Origin of the sequence: Methanoregula sp., from assembly GCA_041645435.1 — an archaeon.
Taxonomy (GTDB): Archaea; Halobacteriota; Methanomicrobia; order Methanomicrobiales; family Methanospirillaceae; genus Methanoregula.
Map to the genome: position 1 here is coordinate 92,789 of JBAZQB010000005.1, position 11,681 is coordinate 104,469.

Consider the following 11,681-nt stretch of genomic DNA (forward strand, 5'->3'; position numbering starts at 1 on the left):
TTATTTTATCCATAAAACAGGGAGATGACGGCGAAATCTTTTACGTGTTGCAATGGGTATGATAGCTGTGGAAAATGAGATCATAGTTCAGCTGGTCCGTTCGTGGGATAACGATCAGATCGCTGACCTGTACCGTGCCGGGGGATGGTGGAAGGAAGAATATGATCCCGCGGCTCTCGGCTCTCTAATCCGGGGAAGTTTTTCATTTGCTGTTGCTGTTGATACGAAAACCGGGAAGGCTATAGGTATGGGACGGGTAATCTCCGATGGTGTCTCGGATGGATATATCCAGGATCTTGTGGTCCTTCGGGATTTTCGAAAGAGCGGTATTGGCAAAGAGATAGTCTCTGCTCTTGTCGAGCGGTGCATCCAGTCCGGTATTACATGGATCGCCCTCATTGCTGAACCGGATACAGAAAATTTTTATCTGCCTCTTGGTTTTGTACCTATGCAAGGGCACGTGCCCCTGCTCTTTCGGAGTGAATGATGAAACTCACGCAGGATGATTTCCAACCCGTCACCTTAACAGACCGGGCATTTTTTCAGCAGCACTATGCACATTATCCCCAGACACACAGCGATAATACCTTTACCAATATGGTCTGCTGGAACCATTACGCGCATTACCAGTATGCCTTTGTCGGGAAAAATATCATCCTGGCCAGCACTATTGATGGTATCACCCGGTTCCGCCCCCCGATTGGCCCCCGCGAACCTGCACTTCTGCGCTCCCTTATCCGGCTTGCATCGGAGGTCAGTGACGCAGAACCGATCGTGCTGATCGATCCTGATACTGCCCGGTGGATGCGGCATACCTGTACCGGGCTCAACCTGGTACCTGACCGGAACCATTTCGAGTATGTGTACCGCGCTTCCGATCTTGCCGATCTCCCGGGAAAACAGTATCTCACCATCCGCCATCATCTCAATAAATTCCGGAAAAACTGCCTCTATTCAGTTGAGCCGATCACGCCCGAAAACCGCGAGGAAGTGAAGCGGTTCCTGATCCAGTGGTGTGAATGGAAAGGCTGCGAAGGAGATCCGGTTCTTGCCCATGAAAAGGATGCAACGTTTTTTGCCGTCGACCATTTCGGTGAGTTGGGATTATCCGGGCTGATTATCCGGGTCCACAACACGATCGGGGGAATGTCCCTGTTCGAACGCCTCAATAACGACACAGCGCTGGTCCATTTCGAGAAAGGTATGCCCGACTGTGAAGGCATCTACAAGGAAATTAACGCGGAAACTGCAACGATTCTTAAAAAAGATTTTACCTATATCAACCGGGAAAGCGATCTCGGCGTTGCCGGTCTTCGGGAAGCAAAGATGCGGTACCACCCGGATCATATGGTTGAAGTCTACTCCCTAAAACGCGACTCCTGAATTTTTAAGGCTGTTTTCTGTTTTAAGTGGGCTTCCCAATATTGAGTAGGATCACATAAGGTTAGTGAAAAACCTCTGGAAAAAAGGGGTCAAGGGGTGTTCCCCTTGGGCTGCCCCTCTGGGGGAGAGAGGGGGTCACCCTCATAACCGATAGAGAATATTACCGAATTATTGGGGAAAATAGGATTTCTCCAGAGCCCTTTTCCCTTTCGTTCAGATATTGACAAGGAAGTAAACCAGGAGAAGAGGCACAAAGACCAGTGCCCAGACGAACTTGTTCCAGGAGAATACTTCTTTTCCGTCACATGGTGTTATCGGGAGAAGCTCAAACACCCCGGCAAGCAGGTTGATTGAGAATCCCAACATACCCGCGGTGCGGAATATGCCCCCGAAGGGTATGAGAAACAGGCAGGCAATCGCGATCAGGATTGAAAATACCGGGCCTGAAAGCATAATCAGCCCGAGACTCCGTTTTTGAAGGGGTACCTGGCTGCGGACAACGGTCAGGGTTGGCTGGGCAAATACATTCCCAAACAACCATGCCGTCAGAAACATGATGATCGAGCCGAGCCCCCAGAACTGGACTTCGGTACTGCACTGGTATTTCCGGTTCAGATACCAATGGGCGATTTCGTGCGCACAGAGCGCCAGTCCTCCCATAATAATATAGATCGCAACCGTAGTCAGATCAAACGGCGTCCGTGTGGCAAAGAAGAAGAGCAGGCCGATGATCACAGCCCCGATGGCAATCACGCCAAGTTCCCGCTGAGTGAACCCGAATGCAATCTCCTTTGACTCCTCTCTCTGAAGCGCCCGTTTCTTATTCTCATCTTCAGAAAGCCGGCCCTGGATTACCTGTCCGAATGCATTCTGGAAAAAGACAACGAGTTTTGCCAGCCAAGCAGAGAACGCAGAACCAAATGCGGTCAGCCCGAGCCCGGTCATGGCAATACCCGCCCCGACAGCAACTACGGGTTCTGCTTCAGCAGGAATGATACCGGATAGCGGAAGCTGCTTATCCTCTTTACAACTGTCCTCCGGGAGAGCAGGAGGACTCATCTGCTGATCAGAGACCGTGTGAGAGACGGCCTCGATACGGGTGACTCCTTTCTGTTCAACCGAGTAGCCGTCCGGAAAGACGATGACGGCATCCGCCCTCATATCAACCGGATAGTTATAGTTCGCCATTACCTGCTGAAAATCCGCGCTTGAAGAGGTGAGATCAAATGCATTGGTACGGTATTCCTTTCCATTGACCGTTGCGAACCGGGTGAACCTGAGTTTTGCTGCACCGGGACTTGCACAGAGAATCTTAACCTCTGCGCCCTTTCCGTTAGTCTGTATAAGCGATCTCTGATAGTTTTCCCTTGTTGGCGATGATGTGGCAATAAATGTTTTAATTCCGAGATATTCAACAGGATTATCCTGATAGGTAAGCGTGATCGCTGCATCCCCCTGCGGATCGATCTGGATGTAGACCTGGTGCAGATCAAAGGCGCTGACCGAAGGAATCAGAACGACGAGAAGTAAAAGTCCTAATGCCAGAGTGCATCGCATAATTTTTGTTTTCTCTTTCTAATCGAGATAAGGATTATTATTTGATTGTAAAAATGGAACAACAGGATTTTTTCTTTCGATCCCGGTTCAGATGACAACTGCCAGTGCCATCACACCCGATGCAATGATCTTCACGGCAATAGCTGCAAGGAGCATACCGAGCACCTTTCCCATAATGTCGGTTACTACTTCACCCAATATGCGCTGGATGAACTCAGAATAATAGAGAACCAGCCACGTGGCGAGCAGTGAGAGGGTTATTGCAATAAAGGGAATAAGGAGACCGTAATCTCTCGAAAGCAGCATGACGGTGGTGATGGTACCCGGTCCGCACAGGAGCGGTGTTCCGATAACAACGCCCACTGCGGTCTTTGTACGCTCTTTGCAATGCCCGATCTCAATACCGAGTGCATACTGGATACCGAGAAGGAACAGGAGAATACCCCCGGCAATCTGGAAACTGGGCAGATTGAGGCCCAGGATATCAAAGATCATCTTATTGAACACCAGGAACAGGTACATGAGACCGCCAGCGACGGCGACCGCGATAAATGCCTGTTTGTGAATCTCTGCTGGTGTCTGCCCCTTGGTCATGGCAGCAAAGATGGGTACTGACAGAAGAGGATCGAGGATGATGAACAGAGCGGCAAAGGAATAGATAATTCCCGGAATAAGGTCCTGCATAGTCTTAAAAATAATGTGTTCTGATCAGGGATAAACCGGCGTGATTCTCACCATACGATGTTTCTGTCTTGATCCCTACACAACAAAATAGATGATCAGGATAAGCGCAGTTGAGACGGCGCCCACCGCAGAAATAATGCGGGATTTTACATCGGTGACCAGTATCCACGCGGCTAAACAGAAAAAGACGTACGGGATCAGGGTGGTGATCACAGATATTGTTGCGAGTTCTTCGAAATGATTTGAAAAAAGTAACAGGCCGGCACTCATCCCGCAACCGAGGACCAGTGCGTATGCAGGTGTTCCCTGGCGGGTGAGACCCTGTATCTTTGGAAGGGATACCTGGACTGCTGTGGACTGGAGTACCCGCGAGGTTGCGATAATATAGGCATTCAACGCGGAGAGCATCGCCACAATGCCGATTATTGCCACTATGGTGCCGGAATGGGCAAAAATCATTCCCGATGCAGTTGCAATCGGAGCAGGGGAAGCGGCAAGCGCTGCTGATCCCACACTGCCGATGAGCGCCACGTTCAACAGCAGATACAAGGAAACCACGATTGCCAGTACAAGAACCAGGGCTCGCCGTATCAGTTTTGGATCCTTAGTCTCTTCCACAGGAATTGCACTGATCTCAAAGCCGGTGAATGGCCAGTATACGATGATTACGGCGCCAAGCAGCCCTGCAGAAGTGACCGGCACCTCCGGAATGAAATTATCGAATTTGATAAACGGGATTAAAAGGAGCGCGATGAGCACAAGCGGGATAATTTTCATGGTGGTAAGGATGTTTTCTGTCATGCCGGAAATGGATATACCGGTAATGTTAAGCCAGCAGAACAGTGCGATGATAACGATCTCGATGATAAGGACTGAGGACTGGCCAAAGTACATGAGGTACTGCCCGATGCCTGCTGCAATGGTTGCGATGCCGAAGACCGACGAGATCAGGTACAACGTGATGAGCACCAGGGCTACCCGTTTTCCAAATATCGAAGAGAAAAGTGAAAAAAAACTATGGGATTGGGTGAAACGGTACGAGACATAAGCGAGCGAGAGCAGAACGCAGGATGCGGAGATGGCAACAATGACCCATGCCAGTAATGATGCAGGCCCGGCCATCTTTGCTGCGACACCGGGCACAACAAAAATACCAGAACCAATTGTCCCGCCAACGCCGAGACTGACCAGTTCAAACAGTCCCAGTGAACGTTTATAGGTGCCAGGGCCAGTCATACGATCCCGTTTTTGCCATCACTCTGCATCCCACCAGGTCCCGTGTCAGGACAATAATGGGGACCCCTGCTTCCGCGACCGATACCACCAACCCGCTCTCCTTTCTGTCAGTGTAGGAGTATCCACTATTAAAGCATCGTGGAGCAATACAGCACGAAATGGATCGTGTCACACGGAATTTTCTCCATAATCCTGTCTCTGGATTGCATCATCCACAATATATAATAATCACAAATCTCCATCTACCCATAGGGCGGACCTGACCCCGTAACACAGTCGCCGGGATGAACAGGCCGCAATGGTGAATTCTCATGGCAAAAGCAGTGACAGCAACCAAAAAAAGTAGTGCAAAGAGCATAAAAAAACCGGTCGCAGCAAAAGCTAAAGCATCACCTGTGGCAAAGAAAAAACCTGCTGTAGCGAACAAACCCGCAGGAAAACAAGGAACTGTTGTGGCCAAAAAGAAAACCCCGGTGAAAACGGCGGCAAAAGTCCTGCCAGAGAAAACGGTAAAGAAAAGCGCAGTGAAAGCAGGAACAAAAAAATCCGCTGCAATACCCAGACGGTACAAATGCAGACTCTGCGGGTACGTCTACTCGCCACTCCGCGGGGAACCCCATAACGGCATTCCCGCGGGGACGGCCTTTGATGATCTCCCTGACACGTACGTCTGCCCGGTCTGCGGGTACCAGGGAAAAGGCAAGATCGGCAAATGGGGGTTTGAGGAGTGGCGCCCGACGCGGTATCTCTGCTCCATGTGTTCATACGTGTATGATGAAAAACGCGGGGAACCTCACCGGGGCATTAAAGCCGGAACAAAATTTGAAGATCTTCCTGATGACTATGTCTGTCCGGTCTGTGCGCAGGACCCCAAGATCCGCGTGCAGTTCGGTAAGGTGTTCAAACAGGGTTTTGAACCGATCAATCTCTGATATATCCCACAGTTCATTTTTTGTCGTCAGAACGGTTTTACGTCGATTTATTGTTGATTTTTATCTATCAGGTAATGTCACCTGTGCTCCTTCTCATCCGGATGCAATCAGATGCGATCCCCGTGATCGTACCACAGGATGGCTTTTTTGGATCCTCACTCCATACCTATAAACATCCCGGCAGTTTATCTCCTATTCAGTGATTGAATTGATCCGCTTTATCCAGAGCTCCGGTACCTGCCGGTATACATCCCTCCTCCTCGTCTGCATCCTGGCTGCCGTGATGATTCTTCCCGTTTCTGCTGCGGATGTAAATATCGAGGCTGACCTGGGAGACACCTTAAACCTCCATGGTGTCTCCTACACCGGCGATAGTGTCTATCTCTTCATGACCGGTCCGGGCTTACCAGAGAACGGGGTTACCCTGACCGACGTGTCCCAGCGGGCTGACCAGGGGCAGTTCACCCAGATTGGTCTGGACAGTAACCAGGAGTGGTCCTACCGCTGGAACACGGCCCGGATCGAGAACGAGATCAATGCCGGGACGTACCTGGTCTATGTGACGAATGAGCCGGTGGACAAGGCCCACCTGGGAGGATCTAATTCCTACAAGACCCTTGAAGTCTACTTAAAAGAATCCAAAACGTCACGGGTCTCGATCAGCACCGGGACTTCCTACACGCTCAATCCCGAGAAACATACCTCCATCGTGTATGCCCCGACACTCGCCATCACTTCACCGACACCCACCCCGCCGCCGACAACGGCACCAACCACAGTAACGCCCACCCCCCTGCCCACAACAAAAGCATCCCCTCCTCCAGTAATAGTATTCCTTGCAGTGGTGCTGGGTGCGGTTGCTATCCTGAAAAAGAAGTAAATACCCCCCCTCTTTTTTTACCGCAAGGTATTATCGTGTGAATGGTATACTGAGTGGTATGGACGTCACCGCATTGCTTGAAAAGGCCTATCATCTCAAGAAGATCGGCCGGTATGATGATGCCATTGTGCATTATGATCGTGTTCTTGAACAGGATCGCAGAAATACCACTGCTCTTGAGGAAAAGGGAAATGTCTATTATTATCTTGGACGGCACAATGATGCAATCGCGTGCTATAATGCCGCTATTGAGATAAATCCCAAACTGATCACCGTCTGGTATGAAAAAGGATACGCCCTGAGAAAGATTCACCGCTACGAAGATGCTATCGTGTGTTTCGATCAGGCTTTGGCCCTTGATCCGGAATACACCATTGCGCTGAGCAACAAAGGGTATGCCCTGAATGAACTGGGACGGTATAAAGAAGCGATCCGGTGCTTTGATACGATTCTCGAATCGAGCCCGAATAATATCCGGGCGGCGACGGCAAAGGGTATTGCGCTGCGGGAGCTGGGTAAAAACGAAGAAGCACTTGTGTTTTTTGATAAGGCCCTCAATTTAAACTCTATTAACTCATTTGTGTATTACAACAAAGCAATCGCGCTTCGCAATCTCGGCAGGATAAAAGAAGCGGATGAGTGTATCAAAATCGTGAACTCCCCCCGCGGTGCCAAAAAAATATAACTTTTTTGTCCGGTAATCGCAAAAAAGCGATGAGAAGATTATCTGTTTTAATAAAGAGATCTAACGTTTTGGTTCAGTTGAAATGGACATAAACCATTAAGTTCACACCCCCACCACGAAAATCGTTTTTGAGATTTTCCCCTGCCTCAAGGTCTCACCGAGGCACGGCAGGGCCAGGAGGTTTTAGTATTTTCAGTCACTAAATCGCCGCGGGGGCGTCCCTTTTTGGTGCGGCGACGTTCATCGTATTCGAGGGTATGGGGGCATCAGCCCCCATCATTATATTCTGAATACTAACAATTTTCAGGAGAAGAGTACTCACGAATTATTGGAAATAACGGGCTCACACCAGTCTCAACGATTCTTATCGAATTAGGTATTTTATTTCGTTGAATTGCCGGAATAAAAAATCCTTGGCATCCCATTTACAGAATGCTAAAAAAAAAATTAAATGAGTTTAAAGATGGGGTGGCTTTCTGATTTGCACTCGATCCCGAGCTGACGGGTTGCTTCAAGGACCGTGATGTCCGTGTAGGCCTGTGCTGTGATCATTGCTTCGACGTTCTCGATAGGTCCGTACATAATCAGATCTGCACCGAGGGTGCTTGCAATCATGTTGCAGCCGATATCGGGGGCTGACCATGCTGCCTGCTTTATGCCTTCCATACCGCCGAGGTAGTGGTGGGACATCTGCTTTAAGAGGACATCCTTACCCTCGTATCCTGCTGCGAGTACTGAGGGGGTCTTGCTCGTTCCCTTCCAGCGCTTGAGCCAGGTCCAGGAAACGGTCATGTTGTGGTATGCACCACCGGTCGGGTAGCCGTGGATTGCCTTGCATGCAAGGATCTCACGGTATGAGCCGCCGCTGCCAAGGCCGAGCGGGGTTGCTGCAGTGTCGAGAATCGGGCGCTTGATACCGCAGTATTCTGCGATCTCCAGCATACCCTTGGTCTGTCCTGCAACGCCACCCTCTACGAGCACCTTTTCCCTGCCCGCAACTGACGGGTCTGCAGGGTTGAATGCGAGGACAATGGCTGCATCCACATCACTGTTCTTGAGTGCTTCGATGCTCTCTGGCAGGATCGAGCCGTTGATCGAGTTGTAGATCGCACGGTTTGCAAGGCCTACTTCGGTTACGTACTTGCACGCGTGGGCAAGTGCCGTTGGAACCGATGAGTCCATTAAGAACGCGGTCTTGTTGTCGATGCTGTCGAACCAGTTGAAGTAGCTCTCGAACGCTTCGCCGTATTCGGCGATGATCTGGATGAAGTGCGGGATACCGGTCAGGTCCGAGAGAACCTGACAGCGGTTCCAGAGGGCTTCTGCTTTTGCCTTGTCGATCGTTCCCTTGTGGTCATCAAGCACGCACTCGTGCTTGTTGTAGAAGATTGATGCACCCAATACAGTAGGGTACTCGCCGGGCTGTCCACCGATCTTGGTGCCGTTGAAGTCCCAGACACTCTGTTCTTTTTCAAATCTGAACATATTCGTTTACACCTCCGTTATACCATTGTCATTAATTTCTGGTACAGGAACAGCAGCATAATGAATACGATAACGCCTGCCATCAGGCCGTACAGTATACCGATATCCCGTCCGATCTTTCTTCCAACACGCTGCGCAACCTCTGCATCCACGAACTCGATCTTCTTCTCGATCTTGTCGAGTCTCTTCTCGATTTCGAGGAACTGGGGATTTGCAGCCGCAGAGCCAACTTCAGCGCCACCTGCAGCTTCCTTGACTTCGACGACGATAGGATCAGCAGCGAACGCACCCGGGTCACGGGCCTTGAGTTCGTTGATCTTCGCCTTGATCGCGCCCAGGTCTTCGCTTTCCATGATGTTGACGATTTCCGTCTGTTCCTGGAAGCGCTTGATAGCTGCGTCGTTGAGGTTCTCGATGAAGGGAATAGCACCCTCAGCGCCTACGACTCTGCCGTCCTTGACACCGCTCTTATGGAGTGCAGCGAACGTCTGGCCCGATAAGTGGCCCTTGACTTCAGTACCGCAGAACAGCATGAACCTGATATTGGGGTTGGAGATAACGTTGGCGATGACTTTTTCGAGACCGAGGTTTTCAGTCTTACAGGAACCGCAGAGTGCGGCGCCTGCGTCACAGATGCCCTTTTCGTCGAGGTGAGATCCCATGGTGACAACAGCCACCGGGCTGTTTGCGTCTCCTGAGATAAAGTCACCCTTGACGAGCGGCCATCCACTTGCTGGTGATTTCTTGTCTGCCATCTTGTTCACCTCATCCCACCAGTAATGCCGGCACTATGATCAGGATCAATGCAAGGAGTAGTCCTGCAACAAATCCGACCAGACCAGTCGCGGTGACTGCCGAGTCAATCTTGTTGGTCCTGGCGAGGATCTGAGATTTATAGCGGATGTTTTCCACCATGTTCTCGATCGCCACCATCCTGACGGGTCCTGTTGATTTAGCTTCTTCTGACATCTTGTTCACCTCATCATCAGGAATCCAACCAGGGCGAATGAGACGATCAGACCGATCATCAGGCCTTCGATCTTACCTGCATAGACCCCGGCGGCAAACTTGTCCCGGTATCCGATGTCCGTCACCATCTTTTCGATGACTTTCATACGGGCGGTAATGAGTGCCATTTCACCGGACAGCGGGCGTACTTCGCCACCTGTCTCTTCAGCGCCGCCGGCTTCCTTGACTTCGACGACGATAGGATCAGCAGCGAACGCACCCGGGTCACGGGCCTTGAGTTCGTTGATCTTCGCCTTGATCGCGCCCAGGTCTTCGCTTTCCATGATGTTGACGATTTCCGTCTGTTCCTGGAAGCGCTTGATAGCTGCGTCGTTGAGGTTCTCGATGAAGGGAATAGCACCCTCAGCGCCTACGACTCTGCCGTCCTTGACACCGCTCTTATGGAGTGCAGCGAACGTCTGGCCCGATAAGTGGCCCTTGACTTCAGTACCGCAGAACAGCATGAACCTGATATTGGGGTTGGAGATAACGTTGGCGATGACTTTTTCGAGACCGAGGTTTTCAGTCTTACAGGAACCGCAGAGTGCGGCGCCTGCGTCACAGATGCCCTTTTCGTCGAGGTGAGATCCCATGGTGACAACAGCCACCGGGCTGTTTGCGTCTCCTGAGATAAAGTCACCCTTGACGAGCGGCCATCCACTTGCTGGTGATTTCTTGTCTGCCATATCAGCCCACCTTGATCAACTGGAATGCAATGATCCCAGCAATGAATAATCCAACCGCAAGTCCGTACCAGAACGACGTGATGCTGCCACCAATCGCAAGTCCCTTCTCCCTGTTGGGGAAGGATGCAAGCATGTTACCTTCTCCGGCGAGCATGTTGACGAGATCATCGGCAGTTGCCTCGAGAACGGTAACTTTCTCCAGAACCGGGGAAAGTGATTCGCCCTGTGAGGTGATGATGCCAATGAACGGGTCAGCAACGAGCCCGAATTCCGGAAGCACTATAATGTTTGCCATTTAGTGTCCCTCCGTATCAGGTATCGGCTTTGAATCAAGCCATGCTGCAGCGTCGCGCTTCGAGAGTTCAAAGTACTGGGAGTATGTGTATGCCCAGCCGATGATTGCGATAATCAGCGAAATGAGTGCTGATCCAGCGCTTATCAGGGCAAAGGACATCACGGCTGCGACAATCATGCTCAAAAATCCGCACTCTGCGGTGAGCATGAGCATCCTGTCCTGTTTCCAGCCGGGTCCCAGGCACGCGTTGAACGGGTGCTGGATTGCAATTGCGCCAAGCAGGAATGCGACGGCGATAAGTCCGCCACCAAGGAATGAATTTGCGTAGCTGGTGATGGGGAGTCCAAGGAACGAGGCCGTTGACGTTGTCAGGCCGGTAAAGGTGAACCCACCGGAGATCATTGCTGCAAATCCCATAACGGTAAGTGCACCAACAACTGCCATTTCAGTGAGTGCCTGGACCATGGCCGGGATCTTCATGTTCAGGATATTGTTTGAGACATACCCGAGGATGTAACCAATGATAGCTGCAAGAACGAGTGCAACGATCGGTGCCATCATACCATACTTGGTAGCGAGCAGCATCGCGATTGTACCCGATCCGAATGCGATCATACCTGCAGAGGGAACCCCGGTACCGATACCGTAGCTGCACAGCACCTTGATGGTGTGGCTGCCCCAGATCAGTGCAGAGACTACTGCAAGTCCGCCGAAGAACGAGAACATCTCGGTGTTGGTGAACGCATTGAGGTACGTCAGGTAAATGCACACGAGTGTGCTGACGAGTCCCGCGATCATGATCTTATTGTGCGGGACGCCGCCTTCAATTACTTCAACTTTTACTGACATC

The 11,681-nt window shown here is 50.9% G+C and carries 14 protein-coding genes; 5 read left to right on the plus strand and 9 right to left on the minus strand.

From position 1 onward, the window contains the following. The first annotated feature begins 58 nt into the window (after positions 1-58). Together WC593_11395 and WC593_11400 are read left to right on the plus strand one after the other, a co-directional pair. Positions 59-487 carry a GNAT family N-acetyltransferase gene (locus WC593_11395; GenBank protein ID MFA4825743.1) on the plus strand — a complete coding sequence of 143 codons (429 nt, stop codon included), beginning with the start codon at positions 59-61 and terminating at the stop codon, positions 485-487. After that, positions 487-1,383, plus strand: a complete 897-nt coding sequence (locus WC593_11400; GenBank protein MFA4825744.1) for a phosphatidylglycerol lysyltransferase domain-containing protein — start codon at positions 487-489, stop codon at positions 1,381-1,383. The genes WC593_11395 and WC593_11400 overlap by 1 nt, the downstream gene beginning before the upstream one ends. 213 nt (positions 1,384-1,596) lie before the next feature. Here the strand turns inward: WC593_11400 and WC593_11405 are convergent, their stop codons facing one another. From WC593_11405 to WC593_11415, 3 genes are all read right to left on the minus strand, one after another. Next, a complete protein-coding gene (locus WC593_11405; GenBank protein MFA4825745.1) occupies positions 1,597-2,940 on the minus strand; it encodes a hypothetical protein in 1,344 nt (447 codons plus the stop codon). 87 nt (positions 2,941-3,027) lie between these two features. Then, positions 3,028-3,624 carry a MarC family protein gene (locus tag WC593_11410; GenBank protein ID MFA4825746.1) on the minus strand — a complete coding sequence of 199 codons (597 nt, stop codon included), beginning with the start codon at positions 3,622-3,624 and terminating at the stop codon, positions 3,028-3,030. 75 nt (positions 3,625-3,699) lie between these two features. Beyond that, positions 3,700-4,860 carry an APC family permease gene (locus WC593_11415; GenBank protein MFA4825747.1) on the minus strand — a complete coding sequence of 387 codons (1,161 nt, stop codon included), beginning with the start codon at positions 4,858-4,860 and terminating at the stop codon, positions 3,700-3,702. A gap of 311 nt (positions 4,861-5,171) precedes the next feature. Between WC593_11415 and WC593_11420 the strand changes: the two genes are divergently transcribed. The 3 genes from WC593_11420 to WC593_11430 all read left to right on the plus strand — a co-directional run bounded on the left by WC593_11420 (position 5,172) and on the right by WC593_11430 (position 7,357). Continuing rightward, on the plus strand, positions 5,172-5,792 hold the full coding sequence (locus WC593_11420) for a rubredoxin (protein MFA4825748.1): 621 nt from the start codon (positions 5,172-5,174) through the stop codon (positions 5,790-5,792). 199 nt (positions 5,793-5,991) lie between these two features. Then, on the plus strand, positions 5,992-6,672 hold the full coding sequence (locus WC593_11425; protein MFA4825749.1) for a hypothetical protein: 681 nt from the start codon (positions 5,992-5,994) through the stop codon (positions 6,670-6,672). A 37-nt stretch (positions 6,673-6,709) separates the two neighbouring features. Next, positions 6,710-7,357, plus strand: a complete 648-nt coding sequence (locus WC593_11430; GenBank protein MFA4825750.1) for a tetratricopeptide repeat protein — start codon at positions 6,710-6,712, stop codon at positions 7,355-7,357. Between the two features lie 447 nt (positions 7,358-7,804). On the opposite strand, the gene mtrH is transcribed toward WC593_11430, so the two are convergent. The 6 genes from mtrH to mtrC are packed head-to-tail and all read right to left on the minus strand — an operon-like array spanning position 7,805 to position 11,680. Then, complete coding sequence (gene mtrH, locus WC593_11435; GenBank protein ID MFA4825751.1) at positions 7,805-8,842, minus strand: tetrahydromethanopterin S-methyltransferase subunit H; 1,038 nt, start codon at positions 8,840-8,842, stop codon at positions 7,805-7,807. Positions 8,843-8,859: 17 nt separating this feature from the next. Further along, positions 8,860-9,597, minus strand: a complete 738-nt coding sequence (gene mtrA / locus WC593_11440; GenBank protein ID MFA4825752.1) for a tetrahydromethanopterin S-methyltransferase subunit A — start codon at positions 9,595-9,597, stop codon at positions 8,860-8,862. A gap of 10 nt (positions 9,598-9,607) precedes the next feature. Beyond that, positions 9,608-9,811, minus strand: coding sequence for a tetrahydromethanopterin S-methyltransferase subunit F (locus WC593_11445; GenBank protein ID MFA4825753.1), 204 nt, complete (start codon positions 9,809-9,811; stop codon positions 9,608-9,610). A gap of 5 nt (positions 9,812-9,816) precedes the next feature. Further along, positions 9,817-10,536, minus strand: a complete 720-nt coding sequence (gene mtrA, locus WC593_11450; protein MFA4825754.1) for a tetrahydromethanopterin S-methyltransferase subunit A — start codon at positions 10,534-10,536, stop codon at positions 9,817-9,819. A 1-nt stretch (position 10,537) separates the two neighbouring features. After that, a complete protein-coding gene (gene mtrB, locus WC593_11455; protein MFA4825755.1) occupies positions 10,538-10,831 on the minus strand; it encodes a tetrahydromethanopterin S-methyltransferase subunit B in 294 nt (97 codons plus the stop codon). Continuing rightward, entirely contained in the window at positions 10,832-11,680 is an 849-nt protein-coding gene (mtrC, locus tag WC593_11460; GenBank protein ID MFA4825756.1) for a tetrahydromethanopterin S-methyltransferase subunit C, read from the minus strand. Position 11,681: the final 1 nt, after the last annotated feature.

Bases quoted from the DNA above. Each gene is read 5' to 3' on its own strand.
- WC593_11415 (MFA4825747.1), bottom strand. From the start codon at position 4,860: ATGACTGGCCCTGGCACCTATAAACGTTCACTGGGACTGTTTGAACTG.
- mtrB (MFA4825755.1), bottom strand. From the start codon at position 10,831: ATGGCAAACATTATAGTGCTTCCGGAATTCGGGCTCGTTGCTGACCCG.
- WC593_11410 (MFA4825746.1), bottom strand. From the start codon at position 3,624: ATGCAGGACCTTATTCCGGGAATTATCTATTCCTTTGCCGCTCTGTTC.
- mtrA (MFA4825754.1), bottom strand. From the start codon at position 10,536: ATGGCAGACAAGAAATCACCAGCAAGTGGATGGCCGCTCGTCAAGGGT.
- WC593_11400 (MFA4825744.1), top strand. From the start codon at position 487: ATGAAACTCACGCAGGATGATTTCCAACCCGTCACCTTAACAGACCGG.
- WC593_11405 (MFA4825745.1), bottom strand. From the start codon at position 2,940: ATGCGATGCACTCTGGCATTAGGACTTTTACTTCTCGTCGTTCTGATT.
- WC593_11395 (MFA4825743.1), top strand. From the start codon at position 59: ATGATAGCTGTGGAAAATGAGATCATAGTTCAGCTGGTCCGTTCGTGG.
- mtrA (MFA4825752.1), bottom strand. From the start codon at position 9,597: ATGGCAGACAAGAAATCACCAGCAAGTGGATGGCCGCTCGTCAAGGGT.
- WC593_11420 (MFA4825748.1), top strand. From the start codon at position 5,172: ATGGCAAAAGCAGTGACAGCAACCAAAAAAAGTAGTGCAAAGAGCATA.
- WC593_11445 (MFA4825753.1), bottom strand. From the start codon at position 9,811: ATGTCAGAAGAAGCTAAATCAACAGGACCCGTCAGGATGGTGGCGATC.
- mtrC (MFA4825756.1), bottom strand. From the start codon at position 11,680: ATGTCAGTAAAAGTTGAAGTAATTGAAGGCGGCGTCCCGCACAATAAG.
- mtrH (MFA4825751.1), bottom strand. From the start codon at position 8,842: ATGTTCAGATTTGAAAAAGAACAGAGTGTCTGGGACTTCAACGGCACC.